Here is a 26754-nt window from a genome sequence, read left to right on the forward strand (position 1 = left end):
GGATTAGCCCCGCTGAGGTGGTGATGAGGCTGGCCCATCGCCGAGCTCCCTCTTAAACCTCATGGCATCCTCACACATATTTGAATTGTTGAAGTATACGAAGCTCTCCTCAACGTGAAAGGCGAGGACCTTATCTCGTATTTTCCTAAGCTCTTCATCGCTGTACCTATGAGAATAGATTATCCTATCGTTCTCGTACCTACCATGGAGCCTGTAATAGTTTACATCTCCGCGGTGGAGGGGAATCGCAACGAGTGGATCCACAACATCAATAACATCAAACTCCTTCACGAACTTCTTTCTTCCCTTTTCACTCCATCCCCTCAGCTCAACTGCTATCTCAATATCCCTTTCTATCTTTGAGAAGAACTTTTCGGCGTTAGTAAAACTCTCATCGCTCTCCTTGAAGCTCTTGGGGAGTTGAATTAAGATGAATCTAGCATTAAGTAGCTTTGCTTCATGTAGCGTTATCCTCCAGTAGTGCAGGACTTCGGAAGTGGGCTTAAGCAGGCCAACGTTCTTACTAGGCCTAACGTTACTCCTTCTCCAAGTCGGGCTATTAGGAGGATGCGTGATTCCCTGAAATGCCTTAATCGAGAACACAAAATCCTTCGGAGCCTTCTTCCTCCATCTCTCTAGCGTTTTGTCTTGGAGTATCCTATAGAAGGTCTGCTGTATCTCTACGGTCTTGAAGTCTTGGAAGTACTTTTCTTGCTTCTCGCAAAAGCCACATGTTCCAACGAGGATCATAACCATCCCAAAAGGATTTTGAACTTTCCTTTAATATCACTTTTCGGGCCGATGACGAAGGTGGGCACTCGCCGATTTGATGAGGTCGTGGGGGGAGGAGCCAGAGGCCCTCCCAAAGATTATTAAACGGTTGGGCGAAGGAGGGTTAGGTGAGCCTAATGAAGACGGAGAGAGCAAAGGAGATACTCCTCCAACTTCTCAAGATACCCTCTCCTTCCGGGAGAGAGGACAGGATAGCCCTTTACATAATGGAATTCCTCCACAGGCTTGACTATGATGTTCACATAGAGAGCGACGGCGAGATAATTGATCTTGTTGTTAATCCAGAAGCGGAGTTATTTTTCGAAGTTCACATGGACACGATAGAGCCTAGAGCAGAGCCATTTGTGAGGGGAAACATAGTCTATGGAACGGGAGCCAGCGACATAAAGGGAGGGATTGCATCAATCCTTCTAATGCTTGAGCAACTGAAAAAAGAGGGCAAGAATCTGAACGTTGGAATAGTTTTCGTTAGCGACGAGGAGAAAGGAGGAAGGGGCTCCGCTTTATTCATGGAGCGCTACAAGCCGAAGATGGCGGTGGTTCTTGAGCCTACGGATTTGGAGGTCCACATAGCGCATGCAGGAAACATAGAGGCGTACTTTGAAGTTGATGGGAAAGAGGCACATGGAGCATGCCCCGAGAGTGGTGTGAACGCTATTGAGCAGGTCTTTGAGATGTTGCAAAAGCTTAAGGAGCTCGAACCCTTCAAGGTGAAGGGGAAGTACTTCGATCCACACATAGGTATACAGGAGCTAATATGTGAGAACCCCTACTACCTAATTCCCGCGCTGTGTAGGGGAAGGCTTGAGGCCAGACTTCTGCCAGAACAAGAAGTCGAGGACGTTCTAGACTTAATTGACCCAATACTTGATGAGTACACGCTGAAGTACGAGTACACGGAGATATGGGATGGTTATGAGCTGAGTGAAGATGAAGAGATAGTTCAGATAGCAAAGCAGGCGATGGATGTCGTTGGCCTCGATGAGTTTGGGGCAATGAGGAGCTGGACTGACGCAATAAACTTCACATACAACGGGACTAAGACGATAGTATTTGGCCCAGGAAACCTTGATATCTCACACACCAAGTTCGAGAGAATTGATGTAAGGGACGTCGTCAAGGCTAGTGAATTTCTCATGGCAATAAACGAAATATATGGATCGAAGTAGCTCTAAATGGGAATTATAAAACTAAAAAAACTACCAAGCAATTCATGATAATGCTAACCTCTTTCTAAATTTTTAACGTAGAGATATCAATTAATGCCAAGGAGAACTTCTAACTCCATTTAAGGGCATTGTAACAAATACACCGATATTCTCGAGAGGAAAATAAGTCAAGAGAAAGGAGCGTGTTTCTGACCAGCTCATCGTTTAAGGTTATAAGATAAGTCTAACTTTTTCGAGAACTTCCCTGGGGTTCTTCCCAAAGATTATAATCATTGGCTCCTTCCCTATGTCACCTAGGTGGTATATTATATCTGGCCTGTTCTTTGCTCTTTTTACCGCAGTTTCAATGCCCCAGGGTATCGTGGCTCCTTCCTTCTCTTTAACCTCTATTGGCTCCTCCCTTCTGTCATAGAAGGAAACCTTAAGCCCCTGTTCCTTGGCCAGCTCAACTATCTCCTCGCTGTACCTTACGTTTATCGCGCTCCTGTATTCTGGGTAGAACCTCATATACGCGAGGACGGCCCTAGCTAAGTGATCACTCACTCCGAACTCTACTGGGCCTACGGCCTTCACTGAGTTTCCATACTTCACTATCCTTCCCTTAACTCCAGCAACATCTTCGATAGTTCTGGCGTAGGGAAGCGGTAAGGAGTATACAAAGTTCGTGCCAACCTCTGGGATAAGATGAACAGGGCTCATTTCCTCAAACTTCCTGACTGCCTCGCTCAATTCCTTGTAAATTCTCCACTTTTCAGCTGGAATTTCTATCCATGCGGACTGGTTCACGGGACAGTGACCGTGGCCTATTCTATGACCGGTGGCAATTCCCAGGGTTATGAATTTCTTTGCCACTCCTATCGCATCCTCCAGACCAAGCCCCTTGGCGAGGTTGGCAGTTATTGCAGCTGAGAAGGAACAGCCTGTTCCGTGCGTACAGCCCTCCACCTTGGGAGCCCTGTACTCCTTAAAGGTGCCGTTGTGGTACAGAACGTCTATCGCATACTCTCCGGACAGGTGGCCTCCCTTTACAATTACCGCTTTCGCTCCAGTCTCTTCAGCGATTTTCTTCGCTGCTCTTCTCGCATCTTCCACGGTTTTTATCTCCATCCCGCTGAGCTTCTCAGCTTCAAACCTGTTTGGAGTTACCAATGTAGCCAGCGGGAGGATGTACTTGACCAGGGCATCAACGGCATCTTCCCTCAGAAGAGGAGCCCCGCTCTTGGCTATCATTACCGGATCAACGACCAATGGAAAGTCGTACTTCTCCACGGTCTTTGCGACGGCCTTTATTATCTCGGCATTGCTCAACATCCCTGTCTTTGCTGCATCAACCCCTATATCCTCAACAACCGCCCTTATCTGCTCAGCAACCACCTCAGGAGGTATATCGTGGATGGCCGTTACTGAGGTTGTATTCTGGGCGGTGACCGAGGTTATTGCAACCAGCCCGTGAACGCCGAATGCCGTGAATGTCTTCAGATCGGCCTCAATCCCCGCTCCTCCTCCGCTGTCGCTACCGGCAATTGTTAATGCAGTCTTAACGAGCCTCATCCTAACACCTCCTCCACGATTTTTCTTAACTCCTCAGTTGCTCTCTTAACATCATCGGCCCCCATAACGGCCGATATCACCGCTATTCCATCTACCCCCGTCTTCAAGACTTCACGTGCGTTCTCTCTGTTTATCCCACCGATGGCCACTACTGGAATGGAAACACTCTCAACAATTCTTCTCAGGCCCTCAAGTCCAATAACTCTCACATCACTTTTAGTTTTAGTTGGAAAAACTGAGCCAGCTCCCAGATAGTCCGCCCCTTTAGCCTCGGCATCTAGGGCCTCCTCTAGGGAATACACGGAGGCTCCAATTAGAAGACTAGGGGCAATTTCCTTGGCAACCTCAATTGGCATATCCTCAGGGCCAAGCTGAACTCCATCGGCATCTACAGCTAAGGCGACATCAATCCTGTCATCAACGAAGAATAGGGCATCGTATTCCCTCGTCAACTTCCTGAGCTCTCTCCCCATCTTGTACATCTCTCTCGTTGGAGCATCTTTTATCCTCATCTGGATAGCGGTAGCCCCGCCTTCGAGTGCCTGCCTAACTGATTCAACTTCGGGTTTAAGCCTCCTGTCCGTTATAACGTAAAGCTTGAGGTACTTCTTAAAGCTCAATCTCCCTCACCCTTGCGAGCTTTTCCACATCTTCAGGCTTCAGAAGGTAGAGCCAGTCGTAAAGCCTTACGTGGAAGCTTCCTGGGGTCTTAGCTTCCTCATAAGCTTTCTCGGCGGCAATTCCGAAAGTTGCTATGGCACTTACAGCCCCAATGAGAGGTTCAACGACTGCTATGAATGCCCCTGTAATTGCCGACACCATGCAACCCGTTCCAGTGACTCTACCAAGCATTTCGTGACCGTTGTAAACAGCGTATACCCTTTTTCCATCACTTACGTAGTCAACTTTTCCGGTTACAGCAACTACCGTTGAGAACTCCTCTGCAGCTTTAAGTGCCAGTTCCTTAGCTTTCTCCTCGTTATATTCGGCAGAATCAACCCCTCTAGTTTTGCCGTGCTCTCCGAGGAGGGCCGATATCTCACCAAAATTCCCCCTTAGAACGGTAACACCCAGCTCGAGTATCTTTAGAGCGGTTTCCGTTCTCAGCCTTGTTGCACCAGCCCCCACGGGATCTAGAACTATGGGCTTATTAAGGTCATTGGCTACTTTGGTAGCCTTAATCATCGAGTCTATCCAGAACTTGTCAAGAGTTCCTATGTTTATAACTACGGAATCTGCAATTCCAATCATCTCCTCGAGTTCTTCCTGGGCATGAGCCATTACAGGGGAAGCTCCTATGGCCAAAAGTGCATTCGCAGTTGAGTTCATGACAACGAAGTTGGTTATGTTATGAACTAAGGGCCTTTTCTTCCTTACGAGCTTTAATGCTTCCCTTATCACCTCAACCACCTCTCAAGAATGTAGTATAGAACTGCCGAGGTCACGAATACGGGAATACTTGCTCCAATTTGGTTTCCAATCGAGCTGAGCCCAGGAATGTGGACTCCCACTAAGCTCTCCATTGTTAGACCCAGGTACAATAAGAATCCCATAACCCACGCAATAATACCTGAGACCTTTACTGATTCATCGGAGAGAAGCTTATCTGCATCGTACTTCTTCTTGACTAAGAAGTAGTCCGTTATCATTATCGCGGCCAGAGGCACGAAGGCTCCACCGATTAGTAGTAGGAATGCCTCGTACTTATCTACCGGGAATATCAAGGCTAAAACTGTTCCCACGATGCCTACCAGTATGACGTGTAGCTTGGCATTCGCCCTTGGATTGACGTTCTTCCACGTTATTGAGGCCGAGTAGATGTCCATGAATGTTGTATTGAGCGTTGAAACTAGCACAATAAGCATCGCCGGTATTCCGAGGCCGTATGCAGCTATTATGCTTATGGGATCTGGCTGTTTAATTGCAACATTGCTCAAAGCCCCCAGGAAGTAACAGAACGCTGAACCTGCCAAGTGGCCTAAGTAAGTCCCCCAGGCAGCATCTTCCTTTGTCTTCGCGAACCTCGCGTAGTCGGCTATCGTTGGTGCCCAGCTCAAGGGCATGGCAATTACTAGGTCTAAAGCTATAAGGAGTGGCAGGCCTCCCTCTCCGGGCTTGTTCCAGAGCTCTAAGAACGAGTACTTGGAGAATATCACGTACAGCAGCCAGATGCTGAGCACTCCTAAGAGAGCGACTGAAACTTTCTCTAGCCACCTCCACTTCTCGGGTCCTACAAGTGTCCAGACCGTAACTAGAATACCTAGGATGATCACCCAAGCGGAGTATGTTCCTGGGAAAATGGCATCTAGGGCCTTGGCACCTACAAGTAGCATTATCGCCGTCCATCCTATGAGCTGGAGGTAATTAAGAATCGATGGTAGCACAGAACCTCTTCCCCCAAGGGGCCCCCTAGATAAAACCATCGTAGGCAATCCAGTTTCCTGACCCTCCACAGCTATCAAGCTCATAACGGCGTTACCTAAGAGGTGTCCAATGATTATCACCAGAAGGGCCTGCTTGAGGGAGAGGTAAGGCGTTAACAGTGCCCCGGCCCATATCACTGCTATTCCAAAGTCCGCTCCGAACCATATTGAAAAGTTACTCCAAAAGTCGAATATTTTATCCCTAACTGGCTTTATCTCGTACATCCTCACTCACCCCCAATATCCCAGAATATCAACTCAAACTTTGAGACCTCAAGGAATACCTCCTTTGCCTTTCTTCTCTCAAACTCTCCATGCTGCTCAGCGAGCTCGTTGAGAATTGACCCAAGTTTTCTCACATACTCTCCAAATTCTTCAGAGCTCCAGTGGTCTATAAACTCCTGATATGGGCTCTTCTCCTTTTGGTGGCTTTTGACCCAGGACCAAGCCTCATAGTACGCTTTCTCCTCACAGTAAAACGCCGTAAATCCCTCCAAGAAGCTTCCCAGGCTTGCAACGTTCAGGAGGTAGTTTACGTAGGCCTTTGCCCTCCAGTCAATCTCTCCCTCTAGTGAGATGCCGAGAGCTCTAGCTTTAGACTCGAACATCTCGAGCTCCTTCGATATGTAGTAGATAGACTCTGCGAAGAATTGAAGGAGATTGTCGGGAGCTTTAGCCATTAAGATTGCCATGAACCTCAACGCGTTCTTCACGAAGTAGTAGTCGTTTACAAGCCATTTAGCAAAGTTTTCCTGGGGAAGCCTGTTCTCTGCTATCCTAATGAGGAAATTATGAGGTAAGAACTCGCTCCAGATGGGTCTTGCTTCCCTTAAAAGCTCCTCAGAAAACATCTCCACCCCTCCAAGCCATCTCCCAGAATGCTAACTCAAATTTGCTTCCCGTGATGAATATCCTTTTCATTCTCTCGTAGTCCCCAGGATGTCCATCTATGAGTTCCCTCAGCCTTTTAACAAGCCCTAAGTACTCGTCGCTCAGGTAAACCTGGGCCCACTCCCTATAAATCTCGTTTTCATTGTTCTTGAGGGCGTCTATGTGATATTCAGCTATCTCAGCATAGCTCCAGAAGCACGGCAACAACGCAGTCAACCCTTCAACCCAGCTCCCCTTATACGCCGTGGAGAGCATGAAGTCCATGTAGGCGGAGTTTACTAGAGTTGGCTCGGTTTTTACTGCATCCTCAAGTGTAAACCCTAGCTTATTAAGCAACTCCTCATAGTTCTTCATCTCCGTGGTTATCTCCTCCCTCGCCAGCTCAAGTATCTCGGCCATTATTGGATACTCAGCTTTAGATGCTATAACCGAGAGTGCCCTAGTTAGACCTACGAGGTAGTTGAAGTCCTGAAGAACGTAGAACTTGAACTTCTCGATTGGTAAATCTCCCCCGTAAAGGTGAACGACGAAGGGATGCTCAAAAATTCTCCTCCATATGGCATCGGCCTCCTTCCTGAGCCTCTCAGTCACCATTAGGCTCACCAGAAATTCCTAACTCCAGAATTTTATAACCTTTTTGTTGAATTTTAAAACCTAGTTATATACTGGAGCAAAAAATAACGATCAGCGCTCATACGTCCCAACTAGCTCGGCCTCGGCGATAACGTGCCCTTTCATGGCCTCTTCCAGTTCCTTTCTAGTAGATCCTGGGGCCAAATTTAGGGTTATGTCGAGGGCATAGACCTTAAAGTGGTAGTGGTGAACCCCATGTCCTGGAGGAGGGCAGGGGCCGTCATAGCCTATCCTCCCGAAGTCGTTAATGCCTTGAATCATTTTCACCGGACTCTCTACTTCACCTTTTTTGGGAATGCCTTCGGGGATCTCCTTAACTGGAGGGATGTCCCAAGCTATCCAATGCGTGAAAGTTCCCCTGGGAGCATCAGGGTCGTCAACTATTATGACGAGAGATTTTGCATTTTCAGGAATGTTCGAAATGTAGAGGGGAGGGTTAATGTTAATACCGTCACATGTATACTTTTTTGGAATTGGCTCATTCTCCTGAAAAACTGATGAAATTGAAAACTTTGACTCGCTCTTTTCTCCCAAACAGCCAGATAGGAGTACAACAGTCATTAAAATTAGGGGAATTACTCTCTTCATATTTCATCACCTAAAATATCCCTCACAGAAATTCTGACTTCCTTTATCTTGGCTTTAAGGGCCCAGGAATCCTTTATCATTGTGAAAACTATCGTGTCCCTGTCCTGTGTTACCCTGACAACCGATGTTGCCAATTCCTCTATTACAGGGATGGGCCTCGTTGAAAGGTTCTCCATGAGATCAAGCTCAAAGAAGTAGAACGCAAGCCTGTTTTTATTAGTTATGTATGTCTTTATAGAATTTATAAGCTCAGAGGTTCCCATTGGAGTGTCGTTTAAAGCAAAGAGTCTATCCAAGCCGAACACAAGATCTATGAAGTTCTCCTTGGGAGAAACAGAATAAAATGCCTCCCTGTATCTACTTAAGTATACCCTTAAGTCAGTCTCAAACCTGAGCTTCTCGGCTATTCTTCCAACGTCATCCGAACCACCTATCTTTAGTATCTTGGAATTCTCAAGGTTAAGGTTACCTAGGATCAGTTCAAGATGCCTAGCGTATATAGGGAATGTATCTAATATGTCCTCAATTAATAGGGGGATATCGTTGGCCCTAGAGTACTCAATAAGGGAAAGTAAAAGGGCTTCAATCCCTAAGGAAGTTTGGTTCTCGACTATGACAGTTTCCCCGAACTTCTTATCTTTTATAACCTCCCACAGTAGTCCAAACTTCATTGCTTACCACCAACATCAACCGTTATCTCTTTTCCAACTAGTTCGGGATTTGGACTCTTGACTATATACAGATGAGCCCCTGTGGTGTAGGGTTTCGTATTCACTATTGTACTTGCTATTCTACTCAGCTCCACCCTTGCTATGCTCGGGAGTGCGTTGAATATCCTCTCATTAATTAGGTAAACTGATTTCCTATTTTTATTTCCAAGGGCTTTTTGAATCTCGAATATTGCCAAATAGAGCTCTTGTGGTGTTGTTAGCCTGCTGAGGACTGATTCCACTCCCACAGATATTGTTATACATTCTTTAAATTTTGAAAAAACCTTGTCCATAGTTTCCCTGTACTCCTTGAGATAAACCCTAGGATCTGGATGGTATCTTATCTTCGCAATAACGTTTCCAACGTTGATACTTCCTCCGGTTTTTACGACATAAACGGTATTGGTGTCAAAACTTACCCCAAGAGCTTCAAGGTGGGAAACTATGATGGGAAATGCGTCAAAGTTGTCGTCTATAATCACTGGGACCCCTTTTGATTTCGCATACTCGACTATTTGAAGAATTGTAAACTCGGGAACGTATGAGGGCGGGTACTTTATTAGGACTACTTCCCCATATTTTACTCCGTCCAAAAGCCCCTCTAATATATCCAATAGACCCCACCAAATGTATATTAATGACTAGGGGTATAAATTTATTGCACCGCCTTTTCCGTATTCTCCGATACTTCATATAGAGATTCCCAATCGACACAATGATCAGAAGCTCTAACTGTTTTCATATGCTTCCTGCAGAGGCCATAGCTCAGAACACAGGAATCTATATACCCAAACCACCTGCACGTTCTGCACGACTTCATGTAACCACCAAAGGTAAAAATAAAAGGGAGTATTTATCCTTTATGTCTCCCTGAAGAGTCCGTACTTCTTCGGGTCATAGAAAGGCGGAGTTACAGTCACTGCCTTCTTCCTCTGTCCCCTTATGTCAACCTCAATTTCAATTCCAGGCTTCGCATACTCCTCTTTGACGAATGCTATTCCGATTCCTATGCCTAGGAGCGGCGAAAGCGTTCCGCTTGTGACTTCACCTATGAGCTCCCCATTGGCGTAAACCTTGTAGCCTTCTCTCGGAATTCCCTTGTCTACCATCTTAAAGTGAACCAGCTTCCTCCCAAGTCCGCGCTCCTTCTGCTTGAGGAGTGCGTCTTTTCCTATGAAGTCCTTGTCCCAGTAAATCGCGAACTCAAGGTTTGCTTGAAGAGGCGTTACCTCATCGATATCGGTGCTTAGTAGCTGAAGCTCTTTGGTTTCGTTTCCATATAACGTGTAACCCGCCTCAAGCCTGAGTGTGTCCCTTGCTCCTAGACCAGCGGGCTTTATGCCGTACTTCTTACCCTCTTCGAGGATCCTCTCCCACACGTGGAGGGCCTTTTCAGGCTCTCCCCTTTTGCTTTCGTCTGGGTGGTAGGGATTCGCATCCTCTATGTAAACCTCGAAACCGTTCTCACCGGTGTAACCGCTTCTTGAGAGGAGCATTTTTACTCCGTCAAGCTCAACCCACCTAGCCTGGAACCACCACATTTCGTTTATGTCGATTCCAAACAAGTCCTGAGCTAGATCCCTCGCCTTCGGTCCTTGGACGGCGAACATTGCAATATCGTAGGTCTTAAGTTCAATCTCAAGATCAAGCTTCGTAAACTGCTCAATTGTCCTCTTTAGGTATGTGAACCAAGCATACAGCTTCTCAAATGCGTCAGCGTCACACACCATAAAGTACTCATCGTTGCCCATGTTAAAGACGAGTGTCTCATCTTTTATTGCGCCCCTCTCGTTGAGAACGAGAGTGTAAGTTCCGCTTATCGCTGGAGGCTTGCTTACATCGTTGGTAGTTACATATTGTAAGAACTTGAGGGCGTCCTTACCCCTAAATACTATCTCTCCCATATGGGATACGTCGAATACTCCAACTGCATTCCTAACGGCGAGGTGTTCCTCCTTTATGCTAGAATACCATATGGGCATTTCCCAACCGGCGAATTCCTCTATCTTTTTGGCATGTTCCTTATGCCAGTCGAAGAGATGAACTCTCTTGGCCATTTCGATCACCATCTTAAGCTATTTCATTTACGTAATATAATTTTTGTGTCCGAAATTTCGTGAAAACAATAGGCTATCCCCGAAAATATTCCAATAGTTCCTGTCATACATTCAACCAATATCCTCATAAAGATTTAAGGCAACCACAGAACGATGGAAGCGGAAATACCCTACATAATTTTTCAGACTAAGAGGGGCAAATTCGCAATCGATGCATACTTAGTAACGAGAATAGAGAAGCTAGAGAGAGTTGCTACTCTAATTCGTAAGGCAGAAAGTGTTGAAAAAATATCTACACCTCCCCAAATTGCAAAAGATTTTGAGAGAGAATTTGAGGAGTTCCTAGAGAGACTAATGAGAATAACAAGAAGCAGGGCAGGTAGGCTAATGAACAAAAGACTCGGCAAGATGAGGAGGTGGAACATCTTCAGGTTTCTAGGCATTCCAACGGGTCATTCTAGGCACATATCGGAAGAAGAAAGACTCGCAAAGGACAATAGGGAAGCACTTCTCGCCTTAAGCATACTCGAGAACGTGATTTCAGAAAATATAGAGGTTATTGGTTATGGAACTGCAAAAGTAGAGATAAAAGGGAAGGCAGTATATCTAAATGGAAAACTTGACCCAGTCTATACGGAACTCCTAAAGACGGATATGCGAGCCGCGCTGGCACTTCTTGAACTTGTTAAATGAGCTCTCTCTCAGTCTTTGTTAGCCTTTTTGCCCCGCTCTTTGTTATAACTACAGTATCTTCTATCCTGACACCACCAAATTTTGGAATGTATATTCCCGGTTCTATCGTTATAACCATTCCTTCTTTGAGTACCGTTTCGTCATACTGACTTATTCTTGGCCATTCATGGATCTCAAGACCAACTCCATGTCCCAGGGAGTGTATGAAGTAATCCCCATAACCGTACTCTTTTATAACGTCCCTGGCAATACTATCTAGCTCCTTCGCAGTCATTCCCGGCTTTGCAGCTTCAACAGCCTTTTTCTGAGCTTCGAGAACTATCTCGTATATCTCCCTCTGCTTCTCATTAGGTGAACCAACCACTATAGTTCTCGTGATGTCGGAGTTGTAGTGGTTGTAGAGGGCTCCAAGGTCTATCACCACTAGGTCGCCCTTTTCTATTCTTTTATCGCTCGCAACACCGTGGGGCAACGCAGACCTGTACCCGCTCGCAATTATAGTGTCGAAAGCTGGTTTTTCAGCACCATTCATCTTCATCAAGTATTCAACTTTTGCAGCTACTTCTCTCTCCCTCTTTCCTTCAGTGATCTCCTCTATGGCAGCCATAACAGCTTTGTCAGCTATCTCACAAGCCTTTTCTATTATTTCCAGCTCCTCATGGGTTTTCACTATTCTGAGCTCTTTTATCGTGTCGTCAATTTTCTTGAAATCTTTTATACCTGCCTTTTCTTTGAGCTCGCTTACAAAGGAATATGATAAGCTTCCCTCAATTCCCAGTGAATCTACTCCTTTGAGCTTCTCGTACAATTCGTCTATTTTCTTGAACTTTTCAACATTCACACTGCTCTCCTCTTTGGCCATTTCATACTCTAGCTCAGGAACGTATAGTGTTGCTCCAGAATCCATTACAATGAGGTATCCACCCGCGAGAGGCGATGCTCCAGAGAAATAATAAACATTTGGAGCTTTTGCGAGGAATATCGCATCAATATTGTTTTTTTCTAGAGAGTTAATAAGTTTCTCAATTCTTTCTTTCATTTTATGTCCCCCGTTTGGCATATATAATAGCTATAAAAATGTTTTTTGTTCCCAAAGCTTTAATACCACGCACAGAAGATTCATACAGGTGTTGCAATGTTTGGCTGGAGAGGAAGGTTTGGGCTTATAGTGCCGTCTTCAAACACAACAATGGAGATGGAGTTTCACAGATATCTTCCAGAGGGAGTATCACTCCACACTGCCAGAATGCCACTTCGAAATGTAAACGAGGAAGAGCTAACTAAAATGACCACATTCGCAGTTGATGCGGCAAAGCTTCTAGCGGATGCTGGAGTTGAATTAATAGCCTTTGGTTGCACAAGTGGGTCTTTTATTGGGGGTAAGGACTTTGAGAAAGAGCTCGAGATAAAGATCGAAGAGGAGGTTAACATTGAAACTTTCACAACGAGTACCGCAGTTCTGGAGGCCCTTAACACCCTCGATGTGCAGTCCCTGCTCGTGATAACCCCCTACATAGATGAAATAAACCAGAAGGAGAAGGAATTCTTAGAGGCTAATGGCTTTGAAGTTCTTGACATACGGGGGCTTGGAATTGAGGAAAACCTTGAGATAGGTCGACTTGAGCCCTACACAGCGTACAGACTTGCGAAGGCAACGTTTACGGATGAAGCAGATGGAATATTCATAAGCTGCACAAACTGGAGGACATTCGAAATAATAGAGAAAATTGAGACAGATCTTAGAGTCCCAGTAGTCACGAGCAACCAAGCAACATTGTGGATGGCCTTGAGAGCATTAGACGTGAGAGATAAATTGCCCCTAGGCAAGCTACTAAGGGAATACTAAAATGATAGAGGTAATATTCCTGGGAACGGGAGGAATAAAGCCCACACCTGAAAGAAATGTGCCTGGGATAGCTATCAAAATAGGAAAGGAGATTATTTTATTTGACGCTGGGGAGGGAACATTAAAGCAAATGGAAATTGCAGGACTTAGCCCCATGAGGATAAGCAGAATATTTATCACTCACTTTCACGGAGATCACTACCTTGGTATTCCCTCCCTTATCCAGACCATGAACCTATGGCACAGGGAGGCTCCCCTCTATATATATGGGCCTCCAGGAACTGTTGACTTCATAAGAAATCTTTTAAATAGTGGATACTTTAGGCCGAGCTTTAAGGTCATTGTTACGGAGTTAGTTGAGGGAGAAGAGGTTAAAGGAAGGGAATACAGGATAAAACCGTTCCAAGTTCTTCATGGAATCCCAGCTTTTGGCTATGTATTCAAGGAGAAGGATAGGAGGGGTAATTTCAACTTAGAAAAGATAAGGGCAATGGGTTTAAAGCCCGGTCCATGGATGAAGGAGCTGGAGAGAAAGGGGAAGGTAAAGGTTAATGAGATCGAGATAAAGCTTGAAGATGTTACAGGACCAAAGAAAAAAGGTGCAAAAATCGTATACACCGGAGACACGGAACCGATGCCCTTAGGGGGTATAGCGGAAGATGCAGACTTACTAATCCATGATGCAACTTATTTAACGGAGCACGAGAAGAGAGATAGCTATCACTCAACAGTAAGGGAAGCATGTGAAGTTGGGAGAGAATGTGGAGTGGAGCTTTTAGTTCTCTTTCACAGGGCTCCGAGGTACAGGTATGTAGAATACAAGAGAGAAGCCTTAAAGATATGCCCTTCAGCCTATGTCCCCAGGGATTTCGACAGGATATTGGTGGGTAATGGAAATGTCGTACTTAAGGTACGTTAAAGTTATCGGAACTGTACATGTTCTTCCTGAAAGCGTGGAGGAGGTAAGGAGGAGCATACTTCAGGAGTCCCCGGATGCCGTCGCAATAGAGCTGGACTATGGCAGGTTAATGGCGCTTCTCGGGAGGGAGGAGCTGACACTAGCACAGGCCCTGAAGCTAGGAAGGGTTGGGATTCTTGGATACATACTTCAGGAAATTGAAAAGTTCCTGGGAAAGGATTTTGGAGCTCTTCCTGGGGAGGAAATGATTGAGGCTTATGAACTCGCTACTTCCCTGGGAATTCCTATATATTTAATCGATCAGCCAGTCCAAATAACCTTACAGAAGCTTCTCTCTGGCCCAAGGATTGAGATACTGAGGGGGCTTGCAGAAGTTGTACTTCTCCCCTTCTCGGGAAGGGAAGTCGATATAAGGGATTATAGGTTACTTGAGCATGAATTCAGAATCAAGTATCCGTACTTTTATAAGGTCTTGGTAGAAGAGAGGAACATTTACATGGCCAGAAACTTAATGATGATAGTTGATTCCATTCTAACTAAGAAGAAAAAAGCAAAGGTAATTGCAGTTGTTGGCCTAGGACATAAAAGGGGGATAGAGAGAATTTTAAACCGCTACACTCCCAGGGCGTTGAAGAGCATGTCCCTGTAGATTCTTAGTCTCCTGAACTCCTTCTGCGTGATTCTGTCCATTCTGCTAACTTCCTCGTAGAACTGCTCGAGCTCCCTGAGAACCTCGTCGACAACTTCAAAAGAGCCGTTTGCAATCACCTTCAATTTCCCTCTCAGAAAAGGCATAACTTCTTTTGGCCTTCCAAGATATGCCCAATACAGGCCTTCCCTTAGAACCGCCTCCAAAATTTCAACGTTCGGTTTCTCCACCCCTCCTTGCCATACTAATCACCAAAGGATTATTCTCCTTGAAAATGTATATAAGAATTTCCCAAAGAGACTTGGAAAAATGATAAATTCAACTGGTCTCGTCATAAACAACTCCAGCAAATTGACCGTCGTCTAGTGTTACAAAGCTAACTTTAACCTTCTTGCCCGTCTTTGGATCAACAACAACGAAGTCGGGCTTCTTTAGATACTCGCTTGAGGGAATCCTCATAACGACATCGTAGTGCCTTCTAAGCTCCTTCAAAAACCTTTCAGGGTTCTTCTTTATAACAACCATCTTCTCACCCCCATTAATATCTACTACTTTATAGTATAAAAGAGTTTCCATAGCCATTTGTTAAAAATTGATTAGACAATCGACGAAAAGTTAACCCTTAGGAACACCCGCAGCCTCGAAGAGCTCACTGACTAGAACGAGAGGATAGAGTCTGTACCCTTCCCTCTCTATTGCCTCTTTCGCTCCCTCTTCCCTGTCAACAACTACAAAGATGCCAACTACCTCAGCTCCGTTCTCCTTTAAAATTCTTGCAGCCCTAAGAACGCTTCCTCCCGTTGTTGTGACATCTTCAACGAGCAGGACTTTATCCCCAGGCTTGATTTCTCCCTCAATCTGCTTTCCAGTTCCGTGCTCCTTCTTTTTCTTCCTCACTATCAAGAGAGGCCTCCCCGTTTCTAGGGCTAATGCTGTGGCTATTGGAACTGCTCCAAGCTCAGGGCCAGCGACCTTGTCATAGCTAAGCCCAAGTTCCTGGGCCCTCTCAGATATAAGCCTAGCTATCAACTTTAGGGCCCTTGGATTTGTTATCAGCTTCTTTACATCTATGTAATAGTTGCTCTCCTTGCCGGACGTCAGAACGAAGTGGCCAAACTTAATGCATTCTTCCTCAATTATCATCTTTATAAGCTCGTCCTTCATACCGATCACCGCATTCTATTCCTCAGAAAAATTTTATAAATGCTCCATTTCAACCAAGCTTGAAGCTAGGGGTAAAGACCCCGAGGTTTTGGGAGTAAAAAGGAGACATATTCGAGCTTGTACACACCTATAATATGAGGAGGGAGTTGGTATGGTTCAGAAGGCTCACAGCTTTAGGAGAAAAACTAGGAAAAAGTTGAGGAAGCATCCCAGGAGAAGGGGGCTTCCTCCACTCACTAGGTTCCTTCAAGAGTTTGAAGTGGGGCAGAGGGTTCACATAGTAATCGAGCCCAGCTACCACAAAGGCATGCCAGACCCAAGGTTCCACGGCAGAACTGGTACCGTCGTTGGCAAGAGGGGAGACGCCTACATAGTTGAAGTTCCGGACGGTAATAAGGTAAAGACACTCTTCATCCACCCAGTCCACCTTAGGCCCCAGAAGTGACGGGCCATGATAGGGAGAAAAAAGCTCGGACAAAGGTACATAACAATCGCAGAGGCTAAAGAGATACTCCTCAAGAGACATGAAGAAGGATTAAAGGCTGGAATAGAAGAGCCCCTGTACTATGAAGCTAGACTTGCCCTCGAGCATGCAGAAAAATTTGCAAAGTTGCCAGCAGAAAAGGCGAGAGATGCTGTGGAAGAGCTAATGAACACCTTTGAGTGGATGAATGACTGGCTTGCAGCCAAGATAGTCGATATAATGCCAGAAGACACCTTCGATTTAAGGGTTATCTTCGCTAAGGAAGAGTACCAGCCAACTCAGGATGAGATGAAGAAAATCATTGAGATACTTGACAAATACAGGGGATAATTCCTCCGGGTTCTTTTCTTCCCCCAATCTTTATTCTTCCTGTGAATGAAAAGCGTTTTATACTCCCTTGTTTTTACTTATGAATGGGTGAGATTGATGGAAATCATGACAATTGGCCTTAAAGTTCCGTTTGACAAAAAAGGCCTCATTCTAAGGAAGCTTGCAAATCTCGTTGAAGGTAGGATTAGAAAGGCAAAGCTCCTCCCTCCAGACAAATTTGGATATAATGAGATAATAATAAACCTGGAGACAAAGAATCCAAGAAAGGTCATAATGGAAATCTCAAAGGTGGGAAAGGTAGAGTTCCTAAGCCATTAATAAGTTTTCAATTATCTTAACTGCCTCTGCGATTCTCTTTTCTGGTTTCTCGTCGCTCCTTGGTAACTCGAGGTTTATTACAACTTTTTCCTCGTTCCCTTCTTCTTCTATCTCATATATTTCTGGCTCCTCTATATCAACACTCTCAAAGAATGCCTCTAACTCTGGAGTTAGTATCTTCCTGTTACTCCCATAGACTTCAACCCTAACGAGATCATCTCTCGATGAGACTATGACAGCAACTTCATAATCTCCTATCCTCTTGGTGAACTTTATCGCCTCTCCATATCCAAGGGATTCCTCGTTAAATCCCATCTCACTGAGAGCTCTCCTGATTCTCTCCATCTTGCTTCTCATTCTCCTTAAGATTCTCTCCCTCAGCTTTGTACTTTCCCCAATAGCCTTCTTAATAGCCTCACCAACTTCTTCTATGTCTCCCTCCCATATACCGACAAGCTTAATCCCGGAGCTTGTAGATCTTATTTCAAGCTTAATCTCGCTAGTGTTAAATTCAGAAAGATCCTCTATTCTAAGCTCGCCAAGACGTAATATTTCAAATTCAAGCTTAACAGTTCTGCCAAAAGTGCTCCCTCGGAATTTCATAAAGGGCATCACCCACTGGAGGAGAGGGAGGATTATTTAAAAACGTTGCTAATGAATGAAGTTCGGTGGTGTTCGTGAAAATAGGAAGAGTAGAGAGATACATTCACGAAAAGCTTGAAGAGAATAAGTTGCACTTCGTTTTAATAGACCCTGACGATACTTCTCCCGACGAGGCATCAAAAATAGCTAAACTTTGTGAGGAGGTTGGAGTTGACGCAATAATGGTTGGAGGATCAACCGGCGCTGAGGGGAATATTCTCGATGAGGTTGTTAGAGCTATAAAAGAGAGCTCTTCTCTTCCAGTTATCCTATTCCCAGGGTCACATGGGGGGATAAGCAAGTACGCAGATGCAATATTCTTTATGAGCCTCCTGAACTCGAGGAACCCATTCTTCATTACAGGAGCCCAAGCCCTCGGAGCGTTTACAGTGAAGAAGTTTGGACTAGAGCCAATACCGATGGCGTACATAATAATAGAGCCGGGAGAAACTGTTGGATGGGTAGGAGACGCCAAACCCATCCCAAGACACAAGCCAAAGATAGCTGCAGCGTATGCACTCGCTGGTCAGTACTTAGGGATGAGACTGATTTACCTCGAGGCCGGAAGCGGAGCTCCTGAACCAGTCCCCCCGGAAATGGTTAGGGTAGTAAAGTCAGCCATTGACGTTCCTTTAATTGTTGGAGGAGGAATAAGAAATGGTAATCAGGCTAGAGAGTTAGTGAAGGCGGGAGCAGACATTATCGTGACTGGGACGGCAATCGAAAGTGCAAAGTCTATTGAAGAGGCCAAAGTCAGGCTAAAGCATCTCAGAGAGGGGATTAAAGCTTGAAAGGCTCCTATATTTTACTATTGTATCTTCCCCAGGACAGCGAGATAAAAACTAGGGCAAAGATATTCGCCTTGAAAAGGGGTTACTATGCCTACGTTGGTTCAGCCATGAATTCGCTCGAGAAGAGGGTTGAGAGGCACTTTAAGAAAGAGAAGAGGCTTCACTGGCACATAGACTACCTAACTCTCAAAACTGAACCCCTAACAGCGTATTTAATACCTTCAAGCGTGAGGCTTGAAGAGATCCTATCAAAAGAGATCGCAAAAATAGGGGAAGTAGTCAGGGGATTTGGAGCCTCAGATTTAAACGTCCCAGGGAATCTCTTCTATTTCAACCACGATCCTAGGTATTTGGTTGAGAAGCTTCTCCAGAGCTTGGGATTAACTTACATAGAATTTCGGGCTTCAGAAGAGTAAATGCAAATACCACAGATACTGGAATTGAAATCTTGATGGACCCACCTAGAAGAACCATGGCGTTGGAAATTGGTGTTATAACATTCACGAAACCATTAGGTAAACAATTCCAAGGAGCGTCCTTTTCCCTGGGCCTGATACATTGTTTGATAATCAGAAAACTGACTTTTTTTCTTTTTGGGAGCTTTGTCCTTTAGGGCGGGATGCAGTGATTGGAGGTTTAACTCCTTTAACTCAAAACTATTTTTATATCTTGACAGCGTAATATGGCCTCGAAGAGGACACTCCAAGTCTATCGCGTCCTCCCCTCATTAGGAGGATGATGCCGTAAGAAGTCCAAGGATATTGAAATACTTTGTCCTTATAGAAATTTTGCTAGTTTATGAATGCTGACAACAATAAGGAGAAATTGAAAGTGAGAGAAACTTCAAAGTGAGGCCCAAATGGTCAGGCCTTCGTCGAGATATCTTTTAAGCAACTTACCAACAGGCGAGCTCTTTGAAACTTTCACTACCCCCTTCTTACTAGGTGTCGCTGTGAAAACGTAGTCATTGCCCGCGTAGAACCTCAAAGGCTTTCTTGAATAGTCAGGAGAGACTCTAAGGACTATGCTCTTCTTCTTTTCCTCTATTTCTACCGGGATTTTCTCTCTGACCTCTGGCTGCTTCTCTGCAAAGCTCTTTACATCAATGCTTATTCCAAGTCTTTTTTCTAATTCTTGTATCCTCTTCCCCTTCTTCCCTATTATCGCTGGAATGTCGAACTCGTCAGCATATATAACGGCCTTGTGTGGGCTGACAACCTCTACTTCCGTATAGACATCTGGCAGGAACCTCTGTATCTCCTGCTTAAGCCTCTTTTCCGCAAGCTTTAGAGCCGGTGCCTTCTCTTCTTTCTTTATTGGAACAACGCTAACCTCTTCACCGAACGTGTAAATCTCGTATTCTAGCTGACCAGTTTCAAAGTCCCTGACCTCTATCACGGGCCTCGCGAGATCTTCCTCTTTCATTCCCGTGGGCACTTTCACTTTGTACTCGAGCGTTAGAACCTTGGCGACCCTACCAGCTTTGATGAATATTACAGTGTCAACTATCTGGGGAATCATACCTAACTCCACCCTGCCTATGAACCTCTGAATAGCATCTATGGGCTTGGTCGCGTGAACAACTCCGACCATTCCAACGCCTGCGAGCCTTAGATCTGTATAGATTAGGAAGTCACTAGTCTTTCTCATCTCATCGAATATCGTGTAGTCTGGTCTGACTAGTAAGAGTACATCTCCAGTCTTCTCCATGCTACCGTTAAGGGCTGTGTACTGAGTTATCTCCTCACTAACTTGGAGATCCCTAGGCTTCTCCATTGTTTTTACTATCTTACCCATTGAAGCATACCACTCAGCTAACGCCTGAACGAAAGTCGTTTTACCTGCTCCTGGAGGTCCTGCGACCAAGATTCCCTCAGCTTTCTCCTTTAATCTCTCAAGAAGCCTCTCACTTAGGTTATAATCATCTATACTGAGCTTCTTAACTGGCCTTACAGCGGTGATCTCAATTCTATCCGAGAATGGAGGCCTAGCTATGACGATTCTGTAACTCCTAAGCTGAACAACAGTTGCCCCCGGCTCGTCAAGTTCTATGAAGCTCTCTGGATCTCTCCTCGCTCTCTCCACTATATCATCGGCTATTTCCTCAAGCTCCTCCTCGGTCAGCGGTTCATCCCTTATTGGAACTAGCCTCCACTCTCCAGGTCTTCCTTTCTTTGCCAGAGGCTTAACTCCAGCCTTTAGGTGAACGCTCATTGTTTCTTTGTCAAAGAAGTCCTCCAGTCTTGTCTTTGGCTCCTTTTTGCTCTCGAGGTATATTACCTCAATGCCCTTAGCTATCGCTATGTCCCTCTGAACTTGATCTCCAGTTATTAGGACAGCATTAAGCTCCCTTGCAACCTCTCTCACCATGTGATCTATTTCTCCCGCCTTTGCCCTCCTTATTTGCCACAACTCAGGTCTCTCACCGTAGAACTCCAATAATATTCTGCCCTTATTGGCCATTTCTCTAAGCTTCTTGAGCTCCTCGAGTCCAGTATGTCCTATTGCTTTCCCTTCATTAGCCTGGTGCTCTATTTCAGCAATGACAGCCTCGGGTACTACGACCTTTACTTTCTCTTTTACTCGCTTTAGATACTGAGTGAGCCTACCATCTACGATCACGCTCGTGTCCGGGACTATCACTCTCACATCTCTCACCTCAGCCAAAGGTGATATGCTCACTTTATTAGGGTTTCCTCGGAAAACTTTTAAATACTAAAGGTTATTAAAAACTTGGAGGTGGTAAAGATGACGCTGGTGGAGACTGTTAGGAGGATTAAGGAGGCAGAAGAGAAGGCTCTAAAGGACTACAAAGATCTCTTAAAGGAGCTCAAAAAGCCAGAAGATGCTGAGCTTAAGAGAGTAGTGCTAAGATTAGCTGTAGACAAAATATTTCACAAGGAGTTGATGGAAGCTATTGAGAGGGCATACAAAGAGGCCTCTGCACTTCTAAAGGAGCATTTGGAGCCTTTCTATCCAGAGCTTGAACCAATAAGAGAATCAGTTATGGAGTTAGATGAGGGACTCGCGCTACTCCCAGGTGTACCATCCCTCTTGCTACCCTTAGACTTTGGAAAGGTTGGATATAGGATACCTCCTGAAGAAGTTCTTGAAGAGCTTGTGAAATCATTCCCCGAAGTCTCAATAATTCCTCAGGATAAGCTTGATAAGATAATGGAGAAATTTAACGATGTTATTGAAAGAGAAAAAGAAATGCAAGAGGGATACAAAGAACTAGAGAACAGGGCAAAGCATCCAATTATTAAGGAGTTATCAAAGGCAGTTCTTCACAATGAAGAGCAACACAATGCTATCCTAACAAAGGTTGTTGGCAAGTTTAGAAAATAGCATAATCCTTTATTATTCTTTAATTTTGTTATAGGACTTTTCACCTAGAATGTTTAGTAAAGTTTTTTAACTTAAACCCAAACCCCCGAGTTAGTATGAAGGTTAGGAGTGGTCTTAAAACTCTAGATCAAATATTGGGTGATGGATTTGAAAAAACACACAATATTGCAATAGTGGGTGGTATTGATAATGACCATGTGTTACTTCTTCATCAATTGGTTATGTCATTCTTATCACAAGGGCATAAGGTCCTCTTGATAGAGTTCAGACAGGATGTAAACTCGCTATTAAAGTGGCTGAAATCCTATAGAATAGACTACGATAAGTATGTAGAGTCGGGAATGCTAAAAATATTAGATGGTTTCTCTAACTTATATTCTCCCACCCATGTGACAGGAGCAAATGTGCTTCCAAATCCCATGGATCTTAGTATAACTACAGCGATAATAAGAGATAGTGTTGTCAAAGAAGAATATGATTTTGTTGTTATAGATGATCTCACATCCTTATATACCCTCCAGACTGATCAAAAGGCATATATAAGAATCGTGGTGAGACTGGCTAATTCCATTAAAAGATTCGGAGCTTCAACACTAGCCTCCCTTAATTCAGATGTACTTTCTCCTCAAGATTTATCGATGCTACTTATTCCGTTTGAATACGTTCTGGAGACTAAGAACGAGAACATTATTATTAGGAGGTCATTTCTACCCCTAAAGGTCAATCAAACTGTAATACCTTATATAAGAACAAACAAGGGGATAATACCATCTCAAGATGCCTTTAAGAGCATTGACAAAGTTCGAGAATCCCTAGTCCTCGACAATACGGGAGCATTAATGATGGGCGGAGTAAGAGTTCAAATAATTGAAGAATACTCAGAATCTGCCCTAATAGAATTTATATACCAATTCCTGGGACCAGAAGAAGGGAAGGAGTTTCTGTACAGGTGGGGGAAATATGAGATGATGAATGTTCCTATAGATTCAGAATTAATGAGTTATTCTAAAGAGGAAGCAATAAAGAAGGTTTTAGACGACAGTTTTGAATTCACAAAAGCAACCGGAGGAGGACTAATGAAGCTCATAGACATATCGGAAGATAGAATAGTCATTGAAGGAAAGAACTTATTCCCAGGGCTGAGAAACTTTCCTTATCCTGCTCATCTCAACTATGTTGGGGCCCTAACAAAGCTCATAGAAAAACTCACCGGGGAGATATGGGAGGGAGATGAAATAGAATGTGAAAGCCAAGGACATAGCAGATGTCTCTTTGTAATCAAAAGATTATCCCAAGGTAGCATTAAAAGGAACCTCCAAAGTTCCAAAAAGTGAGTCCGCGTAAATTCCCCCACTTGCCCACCATTTTATTTCCTTGGTTTTATTCTCCACTAGAATCCTAACGAAATCTGTTGGAACATTTGAGTAATAGATTGTGAAATTTACAGGGATAGTGAACTTCTCCCCTGGATCCAAGACTATCGTTCTGTTAAACGTATATTCGCCGATGTATATTTTCTCAGCGTACAAATCAATTTTGACTCCATCCATTGAAACTTTCTTCTTCGTTGGATTTGAAATTTCAAGTATGGCAACTATCTGAGCATTATCAGTTTCAATGTGCGAGACATAAACGTCAACAAGCCTAACCTCACAGTCATTGATGGGACCTAGGGCTATGTACCTGAATATGAAGTACCCAAAGTTAACAAGCGGAACTGAGACCAACAATAGTATTAGGATTGTAACACTACGTCTCATCCTCCTCCACCCTCAACTTGAGTCCAGTATGCTCCTGCTTAATTCTTTCCACAAGATTCACTATCTCTTCGGTAACACCTTTTAACTTGTTTGCAAGGTTTTCAAGCTCCTTTACTACCTCTTCAAATGTTCTTTCCATCTGCTCAACTTCCTCCATAGCCAAAGCTAATTTCTCTTCTTCTTCCTTCCTGTAAACTTCTATCTTAAGGGTCCTTGGATCCCACACTATCTTATCACCATCGATACTAAAATCAAGCGATATTCTGACAACATCCTCCTTTCTCACGCCTAGCTCTTGGAGCTTGTCAAATATATACTTATTAATCTCAGCACTAACCCGTACAACTTCTTCAGGAGGAACCTTACCCCTAGTCGCGGCAAATAAAACCTTCCTGACCTTATTAGCATAACCGCTAGCTCTCACGAATCCTGTTAGCAACTTGGGCATAAACCCCACCGTATTATTTTTAGGATTTAGAGATATAAATTCTTGTTGGTGCTTTCGCAATGAACATCCTTATCTTTGGCCCTCCCGGAAGTGGTAAGTCCACACAAGCCAGAAAAATAACTGAAAGGTATGACTTAACTTATATCGCTTCGGGCGACATAATAAGGGCAGAAATACAGGCCGGAACGCCCCTTGGAAGAGAGATGGAAATGTATCTTTCTAGAGGAGACTTGATTCCAGATACGATAGTCAACACACTCATAATATCGAAGCTGAGAAGGGTAAGAGAGAACTTTATCATGGATGGTTATCCAAGGACACCAGAGCAGGTCATAGCCCTCGAGAATTATCTCTACGACCATGGAATAAAGATAGACGTGGCAATAGACATATACATAACAAAAGAAGAAAGTATTAGGAGGATTTCGGGGAGGAGAATCTGTAAGAACTGTGGAGCAGTGTATCACGTAGAGTTCAATCCTCCAAAGGTTCCTGGGAAGTGCGACATTTGTGGAGGAGAGATAATTCAAAGGAAAGACGATCGCCCAGAAATTGTCGGTAAAAGGTACGATATATACTCGAAGAACATGAAGCCAATTATAAAGTTCTATCAAAAGCAGGGGATTTACGTAAAAATTGACGGACACGGAAGTATAAATGAAGTTTGGGAGAGGATAAGACCTCTGCTCGATTACATTTATAACCAAGAAAAACGGCGATGATTTGACTCCGGAAAATCTGAGCGATGATGAAGTCCAGCCCGAATGAGCCGAGGTGAGATGATGTTCAGGTTCGAAATTAAGGCTAGAGACGCAGCTGGAAGAATAGGAAAGCTCGAAGTTAACGGAAAGAAGATAGAAACCCCAGCGATAATGCCCGTTGTGAATCCGAAGCAAATGATCGTTGAGCCTAAAGAGCTTGAGAAAATGGGCTTCAAGATAATAATCACGAACTCCTACATCATATACAAAGATCCAAAGCTGAGGGAGGAGGCCCTAGAGAAGGGAATACATAGGCTATTAAACTACGACGGCATCGTTGAAGTTGACTCTGGATCATTCCAGCTCATGAGATATGGAAAAGTTGAGGTAACGAACAGGGAGATCATAGAGTTTCAGCACAAGATAGGGGTCGATATAGGAACCTTCCTTGACATCCCAACACCGCCAGACGCGCCGAGGAAGCAGGCAGAGGAGGATCTAAAGATAACACTGGAAAGGGCGAGGGAAGCAGAGGAGATAAAAGGGATACCAATGAACGCTACCATTCAAGGCTCAACATACACAGACTTGAGGAGGTACGCTGCTAGAGTTTTGAGTGGGATGAATTTTGAGATACACCCCATAGGGGCTGTAGTCCCCCTTCTCGAGTCCTATAGGTTTAGAGAGCTTGTTGATGTTGTAATATCATCAAAGATAGGCCTTAGGCCCGATAGGCCAGTACACCTGTTTGGTGCGGGCCACCCAATAATCTTTGCCCTAGCAGTTGCTATGGGAATTGACTTATTTGATTCAGCAAGCTACGCCCTCTACGCAAAGGACGACAGATATCTAACCCCCCAAGGGACGAAAAGGCTTGATGAGCTTGAATATTTCCCATGCTCCTGCCCGGTCTGCTCTAGATACAGCCCCCAGGAACTAAGAGAGATGCCCAAAGAGGAGAGAACAAGACTGCTCGCGATACATAACCTGTGGGTCATAAGGGAGGAAATTGAGAGAGTAAAGCAAGCAATAAAAGAGGGAGAACTATGGAGGCTTGTTGATGAAAGGGCTAGAGCCCATCCAAAGCTGTACGCCGCGTACAGGAGACTGCTCGAGCATTATTCCTACTTAGAGGAGTTTGAGCCTATAACGAAGAAATCAGCGTTCTTCAAGGTCAGTCAAGAAAGCCTAAACTGGCCAATAGTTAGGAGGGCAAGGGAGAGGGCAGAGAGAGTGAAGGAAAAATTTAAGGAAACGATAAAACATCCAATATTCGGTGAAATTCCAAAGTACCTTAGTCTCACATACCCCTTCGCTCAGAGTGAGGGAGAGGAAGATTTTGAAATTGTGAAACCGACAAAGGAAAATGTTCTGAACTACATAAAGGCGATAGCAGAGTACCAGTTCGGAGAGAACGCCTCTAAGGCGTTTGAAGGAGCACAAGTTGAGCTGGCAAGGACGGGAATGCCGAGACAGGTAAAGCTCAATGGAAAGAGGCTAGCAACGGTTAGGGCGGATGATGGATTGTTAACGCTAGGAATAGAAGGAGCAAAGAGGTTGCACTCAGTACTCCCATACCCCAGGATGAGGGTAGTAGTCAACACGGACGCTGAACCATTTGCAAGAAAAGGCAAGGATGTCTTTGCGAAGTTTGTCGTCTTTGCTGATCCTGGGATAAGGCCCTATGATGAAGTTCTGATCGTGAATGAGAGGGACGAATTATTGGCAACGGGACAAGCCTTTCTTTCAGGAAGAGAGATGATAGTTTTCCAAATGGGAAGAGCAGTGAAAGTTAGGAAAGGTGTAGAAGGATAACCAAAACCTTATTACCAAAGAAGTGATTAAAG

The 26754-nt window shown here is 44.5% G+C and carries 33 protein-coding genes; 14 read left to right on the top strand and 19 right to left on the bottom strand.

All coding sequences use genetic code 11. The features are described from left to right. Positions 1 to 3: 3 nt before the first annotated feature. The gene (locus A3L04_RS06590) at positions 4 to 750 is read right to left on the bottom strand and encodes a DUF72 domain-containing protein (protein ID WP_068578100.1); all 747 of its coding nucleotides are present in this window, start codon (positions 748 to 750) and stop codon (positions 4 to 6) included. A 158-nt stretch (positions 751 to 908) separates the two neighbouring features. Here A3L04_RS06590 and A3L04_RS06595 point away from each other — a divergent pair, with 158 nt between their 5' ends. Continuing rightward, positions 909 to 1961, top strand: coding sequence for a M20/M25/M40 family metallo-hydrolase (locus A3L04_RS06595; RefSeq protein ID WP_068578102.1), 1053 nt, complete (start codon positions 909 to 911; stop codon positions 1959 to 1961). Positions 1962 to 2171: 210 nt separating this feature from the next. Here A3L04_RS06595 and A3L04_RS06600 read toward each other — a convergent pair whose 3' ends face one another. The 10 genes from A3L04_RS06600 to gcvT all read right to left on the bottom strand — a co-directional run bounded on the left by A3L04_RS06600 (position 2172) and on the right by gcvT (position 10814). Then, positions 2172 to 3512 carry a bifunctional hydroxymethylpyrimidine kinase/phosphomethylpyrimidine kinase gene (locus A3L04_RS06600; RefSeq protein ID WP_068578104.1) on the bottom strand — a complete coding sequence of 447 codons (1341 nt, stop codon included), beginning with the start codon at positions 3510 to 3512 and terminating at the stop codon, positions 2172 to 2174. Further along, positions 3509 to 4132 (bottom strand): thiamine phosphate synthase, encoded by a 624-nt coding sequence (gene thiE / locus A3L04_RS06605; RefSeq protein ID WP_068578106.1) that lies wholly within the window; start codon positions 4130 to 4132, stop codon positions 3509 to 3511. The genes A3L04_RS06600 and thiE overlap by 4 nt, the downstream gene beginning before the upstream one ends. After that, positions 4122 to 4913, bottom strand: a complete 792-nt coding sequence (gene thiM, locus A3L04_RS06610; protein WP_394326719.1) for a hydroxyethylthiazole kinase — start codon at positions 4911 to 4913, stop codon at positions 4122 to 4124. The genes thiE and thiM overlap by 11 nt, the downstream gene beginning before the upstream one ends. Further along, the gene (gene cytX / locus A3L04_RS06615) at positions 4910 to 6160 is read right to left on the bottom strand and encodes a putative hydroxymethylpyrimidine transporter CytX (RefSeq protein WP_068578110.1); all 1251 of its coding nucleotides are present in this window, start codon (positions 6158 to 6160) and stop codon (positions 4910 to 4912) included. Before cytX ends, thiM begins: the two co-directional genes overlap by 4 nt. Positions 6161 to 6162: 2 nt before the next feature. Next, a complete protein-coding gene (locus A3L04_RS06620; RefSeq protein WP_068578111.1) occupies positions 6163 to 6786 on the bottom strand; it encodes a TenA family protein in 624 nt (207 codons plus the stop codon). Continuing rightward, entirely contained in the window at positions 6776 to 7420 is a 645-nt protein-coding gene (tenA, locus tag A3L04_RS06625) for a thiaminase II (protein WP_068578113.1), read from the bottom strand. Before tenA ends, A3L04_RS06620 begins: the two co-directional genes overlap by 11 nt. Before the next feature lie 90 nt (positions 7421 to 7510). Continuing rightward, entirely contained in the window at positions 7511 to 8047 is a 537-nt protein-coding gene (locus tag A3L04_RS06630; RefSeq protein ID WP_068578115.1) for a YbhB/YbcL family Raf kinase inhibitor-like protein, read from the bottom strand. Further along, positions 8044 to 8718: a DUF257 family protein gene (locus tag A3L04_RS06635; RefSeq protein WP_068578117.1), complete on the bottom strand. Its 675-nt coding sequence runs from the start codon at positions 8716 to 8718 to the stop codon at positions 8044 to 8046. The genes A3L04_RS06630 and A3L04_RS06635 overlap by 4 nt, the downstream gene beginning before the upstream one ends. Then, positions 8715 to 9371, bottom strand: coding sequence for a DUF257 family protein (locus A3L04_RS06640; protein ID WP_157895690.1), 657 nt, complete (start codon positions 9369 to 9371; stop codon positions 8715 to 8717). Before A3L04_RS06640 ends, A3L04_RS06635 begins: the two co-directional genes overlap by 4 nt. A 246-nt stretch (positions 9372 to 9617) precedes the next feature. Continuing rightward, on the bottom strand, positions 9618 to 10814 hold the full coding sequence (gcvT, locus tag A3L04_RS06645; protein ID WP_068578121.1) for a glycine cleavage system aminomethyltransferase GcvT: 1197 nt from the start codon (positions 10812 to 10814) through the stop codon (positions 9618 to 9620). Positions 10815 to 10967: 153 nt separating this feature from the next. Here gcvT and A3L04_RS06650 point away from each other — a divergent pair, with 153 nt between their 5' ends. Continuing rightward, positions 10968 to 11507, top strand: coding sequence for a hypothetical protein (locus tag A3L04_RS06650; protein ID WP_068578123.1), 540 nt, complete (start codon positions 10968 to 10970; stop codon positions 11505 to 11507). On the opposite strand, the gene pepQ is transcribed toward A3L04_RS06650, so the two are convergent. After that, positions 11500 to 12546, bottom strand: coding sequence for a Xaa-Pro dipeptidase PepQ (gene pepQ, locus A3L04_RS06655; protein WP_068578124.1), 1047 nt, complete (start codon positions 12544 to 12546; stop codon positions 11500 to 11502). The two genes, A3L04_RS06650 and pepQ, sit on opposite strands and share 8 nt — an antisense overlap. Before the next feature lie 96 nt (positions 12547 to 12642). Between pepQ and A3L04_RS06660 the strand changes: the two genes are divergently transcribed. Genes A3L04_RS06660 through A3L04_RS06670 form a run of 3 tightly spaced genes read left to right on the top strand, consistent with a single transcriptional unit; the run spans position 12643 to position 14921 of the window. Further along, the gene (locus A3L04_RS06660) at positions 12643 to 13353 is read left to right on the top strand and encodes a maleate cis-trans isomerase family protein (protein ID WP_068578126.1); all 711 of its coding nucleotides are present in this window, start codon (positions 12643 to 12645) and stop codon (positions 13351 to 13353) included. A gap of 1 nt (position 13354) precedes the next feature. Continuing rightward, entirely contained in the window at positions 13355 to 14272 is a 918-nt protein-coding gene (gene rnz, locus A3L04_RS06665; protein WP_068578128.1) for a ribonuclease Z, read from the top strand. Beyond that, the gene (locus A3L04_RS06670) at positions 14250 to 14921 is read left to right on the top strand and encodes a TraB domain-containing protein (protein ID WP_068578130.1); all 672 of its coding nucleotides are present in this window, start codon (positions 14250 to 14252) and stop codon (positions 14919 to 14921) included. Before rnz ends, A3L04_RS06670 begins: the two co-directional genes overlap by 23 nt. On the opposite strand, the gene A3L04_RS06675 is transcribed toward A3L04_RS06670, so the two are convergent. The 3 genes from A3L04_RS06675 to pyrE all read right to left on the bottom strand — a co-directional run bounded on the left by A3L04_RS06675 (position 14885) and on the right by pyrE (position 16085). Further along, positions 14885 to 15151: a hypothetical protein gene (locus A3L04_RS06675; RefSeq protein ID WP_068578131.1), complete on the bottom strand. Its 267-nt coding sequence runs from the start codon at positions 15149 to 15151 to the stop codon at positions 14885 to 14887. The two genes, A3L04_RS06670 and A3L04_RS06675, sit on opposite strands and share 37 nt — an antisense overlap. A gap of 88 nt (positions 15152 to 15239) precedes the next feature. Next, positions 15240 to 15446: a hypothetical protein gene (locus A3L04_RS06680; RefSeq protein ID WP_068578133.1), complete on the bottom strand. Its 207-nt coding sequence runs from the start codon at positions 15444 to 15446 to the stop codon at positions 15240 to 15242. A gap of 90 nt (positions 15447 to 15536) precedes the next feature. After that, positions 15537 to 16085: an orotate phosphoribosyltransferase gene (gene pyrE, locus A3L04_RS06685; RefSeq protein WP_068578135.1), complete on the bottom strand. Its 549-nt coding sequence runs from the start codon at positions 16083 to 16085 to the stop codon at positions 15537 to 15539. Between the two features lie 151 nt (positions 16086 to 16236). On the opposite strand from pyrE, the gene A3L04_RS06690 reads away from it, so the two are divergent. The 3 genes from A3L04_RS06690 (at position 16237) to A3L04_RS06700 (ending at position 17217) form a co-directional block, all read left to right on the top strand. Then, complete coding sequence (locus tag A3L04_RS06690) at positions 16237 to 16530, top strand: 50S ribosomal protein L21e (protein WP_010868223.1); 294 nt, start codon at positions 16237 to 16239, stop codon at positions 16528 to 16530. A 6-nt stretch (positions 16531 to 16536) separates the two neighbouring features. Continuing rightward, on the top strand, positions 16537 to 16899 hold the full coding sequence (locus tag A3L04_RS06695) for an RNA polymerase Rpb4 family protein (protein WP_068578136.1): 363 nt from the start codon (positions 16537 to 16539) through the stop codon (positions 16897 to 16899). 96 nt (positions 16900 to 16995) lie between these two features. Further along, positions 16996 to 17217, top strand: a complete 222-nt coding sequence (locus A3L04_RS06700) for a hypothetical protein (protein ID WP_088859118.1) — start codon at positions 16996 to 16998, stop codon at positions 17215 to 17217. On the opposite strand, the gene A3L04_RS06705 is transcribed toward A3L04_RS06700, so the two are convergent. After that, entirely contained in the window at positions 17206 to 17820 is a 615-nt protein-coding gene (locus A3L04_RS06705) for a hypothetical protein (protein ID WP_068578141.1), read from the bottom strand. The two genes, A3L04_RS06700 and A3L04_RS06705, sit on opposite strands and share 12 nt — an antisense overlap. 74 nt (positions 17821 to 17894) lie before the next feature. Here A3L04_RS06705 and A3L04_RS06710 point away from each other — a divergent pair, with 74 nt between their 5' ends. Further along, positions 17895 to 18650 (top strand): geranylgeranylglyceryl/heptaprenylglyceryl phosphate synthase, encoded by a 756-nt coding sequence (locus tag A3L04_RS06710; RefSeq protein WP_394326733.1) that lies wholly within the window; start codon positions 17895 to 17897, stop codon positions 18648 to 18650. Then, positions 18647 to 19066 carry a GIY-YIG nuclease family protein gene (locus A3L04_RS06715; RefSeq protein ID WP_068578142.1) on the top strand — a complete coding sequence of 140 codons (420 nt, stop codon included), beginning with the start codon at positions 18647 to 18649 and terminating at the stop codon, positions 19064 to 19066. The genes A3L04_RS06710 and A3L04_RS06715 overlap by 4 nt, the downstream gene beginning before the upstream one ends. A gap of 427 nt (positions 19067 to 19493) precedes the next feature. On the opposite strand, the gene A3L04_RS06720 is transcribed toward A3L04_RS06715, so the two are convergent. Continuing rightward, positions 19494 to 21299 (bottom strand): PINc/VapC family ATPase, encoded by a 1806-nt coding sequence (locus A3L04_RS06720; protein ID WP_068578144.1) that lies wholly within the window; start codon positions 21297 to 21299, stop codon positions 19494 to 19496. Between the two features lie 99 nt (positions 21300 to 21398). On the opposite strand from A3L04_RS06720, the gene A3L04_RS06725 reads away from it, so the two are divergent. Continuing rightward, a complete protein-coding gene (locus A3L04_RS06725) occupies positions 21399 to 21998 on the top strand; it encodes a rubrerythrin family protein (RefSeq protein WP_068578146.1) in 600 nt (199 codons plus the stop codon). 95 nt (positions 21999 to 22093) lie between these two features. After that, a complete protein-coding gene (locus A3L04_RS06730; RefSeq protein ID WP_068578148.1) occupies positions 22094 to 23332 on the top strand; it encodes a V4R domain-containing protein in 1239 nt (412 codons plus the stop codon). Here A3L04_RS06730 and A3L04_RS06735 read toward each other — a convergent pair. Further along, positions 23285 to 23758: an LEA type 2 family protein gene (locus A3L04_RS06735; RefSeq protein WP_068578149.1), complete on the bottom strand. Its 474-nt coding sequence runs from the start codon at positions 23756 to 23758 to the stop codon at positions 23285 to 23287. The genes A3L04_RS06730 and A3L04_RS06735 overlap by 48 nt on opposite strands. Beyond that, positions 23748 to 24206: a single- stranded DNA-binding family protein gene (locus A3L04_RS06740; protein WP_068578151.1), complete on the bottom strand. Its 459-nt coding sequence runs from the start codon at positions 24204 to 24206 to the stop codon at positions 23748 to 23750. The genes A3L04_RS06735 and A3L04_RS06740 overlap by 11 nt, the downstream gene beginning before the upstream one ends. 59 nt (positions 24207 to 24265) lie before the next feature. On the opposite strand from A3L04_RS06740, the gene A3L04_RS06745 reads away from it, so the two are divergent. After that, positions 24266 to 24928, top strand: a complete 663-nt coding sequence (locus A3L04_RS06745) for an adenylate kinase (RefSeq protein WP_068578152.1) — start codon at positions 24266 to 24268, stop codon at positions 24926 to 24928. A 42-nt stretch (positions 24929 to 24970) separates the two neighbouring features. Continuing rightward, positions 24971 to 26722, top strand: a complete 1752-nt coding sequence (gene tgtA, locus A3L04_RS06750; RefSeq protein ID WP_068578153.1) for a tRNA guanosine(15) transglycosylase TgtA — start codon at positions 24971 to 24973, stop codon at positions 26720 to 26722. Positions 26723 to 26754 lie beyond the last annotated feature (32 nt).

It is taken from the genome of Thermococcus chitonophagus (genome assembly GCF_002214605.1).
In the GTDB taxonomy this organism is placed as follows: Archaea; Methanobacteriota_B; Thermococci; order Thermococcales; family Thermococcaceae; genus Pyrococcus; species Pyrococcus chitonophagus.

Bases quoted from the DNA above. Each gene is read 5' to 3' on its own strand.
- A3L04_RS06705 (WP_068578141.1), bottom strand. From the start codon at position 17,820: ATGAAATTCCGAGGGAGCACTTTTGGCAGAACTGTTAAGCTTGAATTT.
- A3L04_RS06590 (WP_068578100.1), bottom strand. From the start codon at position 750: ATGATCCTCGTTGGAACATGTGGCTTTTGCGAGAAGCAAGAAAAGTAC.
- rnz (WP_068578128.1), top strand. From the start codon at position 13,355: ATGATAGAGGTAATATTCCTGGGAACGGGAGGAATAAAGCCCACACCT.
- A3L04_RS06735 (WP_068578149.1), bottom strand. From the start codon at position 23,758: ATGAGACGTAGTGTTACAATCCTAATACTATTGTTGGTCTCAGTTCCG.
- A3L04_RS06730 (WP_068578148.1), top strand. From the start codon at position 22,094: ATGAAGGTTAGGAGTGGTCTTAAAACTCTAGATCAAATATTGGGTGAT.
- A3L04_RS06630 (WP_068578115.1), bottom strand. From the start codon at position 8,047: ATGAAGAGAGTAATTCCCCTAATTTTAATGACTGTTGTACTCCTATCT.
- A3L04_RS06660 (WP_068578126.1), top strand. From the start codon at position 12,643: ATGTTTGGCTGGAGAGGAAGGTTTGGGCTTATAGTGCCGTCTTCAAAC.
- A3L04_RS06745 (WP_068578152.1), top strand. From the start codon at position 24,266: ATGAACATCCTTATCTTTGGCCCTCCCGGAAGTGGTAAGTCCACACAA.
- pyrE (WP_068578135.1), bottom strand. From the start codon at position 16,085: ATGAAGGACGAGCTTATAAAGATGATAATTGAGGAAGAATGCATTAAG.
- A3L04_RS06700 (WP_088859118.1), top strand. From the start codon at position 16,996: ATGGAAATCATGACAATTGGCCTTAAAGTTCCGTTTGACAAAAAAGGC.
- A3L04_RS06725 (WP_068578146.1), top strand. From the start codon at position 21,399: ATGACGCTGGTGGAGACTGTTAGGAGGATTAAGGAGGCAGAAGAGAAG.
- tenA (WP_068578113.1), bottom strand. From the start codon at position 7,420: ATGGTGACTGAGAGGCTCAGGAAGGAGGCCGATGCCATATGGAGGAGA.
- A3L04_RS06740 (WP_068578151.1), bottom strand. From the start codon at position 24,206: ATGCCCAAGTTGCTAACAGGATTCGTGAGAGCTAGCGGTTATGCTAAT.
- A3L04_RS06680 (WP_068578133.1), bottom strand. From the start codon at position 15,446: ATGGTTGTTATAAAGAAGAACCCTGAAAGGTTTTTGAAGGAGCTTAGA.
- gcvT (WP_068578121.1), bottom strand. From the start codon at position 10,814: ATGGCCAAGAGAGTTCATCTCTTCGACTGGCATAAGGAACATGCCAAA.
- A3L04_RS06650 (WP_068578123.1), top strand. From the start codon at position 10,968: ATGGAAGCGGAAATACCCTACATAATTTTTCAGACTAAGAGGGGCAAA.
- A3L04_RS06595 (WP_068578102.1), top strand. From the start codon at position 909: ATGAAGACGGAGAGAGCAAAGGAGATACTCCTCCAACTTCTCAAGATA.
- A3L04_RS06670 (WP_068578130.1), top strand. From the start codon at position 14,250: ATGTCGTACTTAAGGTACGTTAAAGTTATCGGAACTGTACATGTTCTT.
- pepQ (WP_068578124.1), bottom strand. From the start codon at position 12,546: ATGAAAGAAAGAATTGAGAAACTTATTAACTCTCTAGAAAAAAACAAT.
- A3L04_RS06690 (WP_010868223.1), top strand. From the start codon at position 16,237: ATGGTTCAGAAGGCTCACAGCTTTAGGAGAAAAACTAGGAAAAAGTTG.
- tgtA (WP_068578153.1), top strand. From the start codon at position 24,971: ATGAGCCGAGGTGAGATGATGTTCAGGTTCGAAATTAAGGCTAGAGAC.
- A3L04_RS06695 (WP_068578136.1), top strand. From the start codon at position 16,537: ATGATAGGGAGAAAAAAGCTCGGACAAAGGTACATAACAATCGCAGAG.
- cytX (WP_068578110.1), bottom strand. From the start codon at position 6,160: ATGTACGAGATAAAGCCAGTTAGGGATAAAATATTCGACTTTTGGAGT.
- A3L04_RS06620 (WP_068578111.1), bottom strand. From the start codon at position 6,786: ATGTTTTCTGAGGAGCTTTTAAGGGAAGCAAGACCCATCTGGAGCGAG.
- A3L04_RS06600 (WP_068578104.1), bottom strand. From the start codon at position 3,512: ATGAGGCTCGTTAAGACTGCATTAACAATTGCCGGTAGCGACAGCGGA.
- A3L04_RS06635 (WP_068578117.1), bottom strand. From the start codon at position 8,718: ATGAAGTTTGGACTACTGTGGGAGGTTATAAAAGATAAGAAGTTCGGG.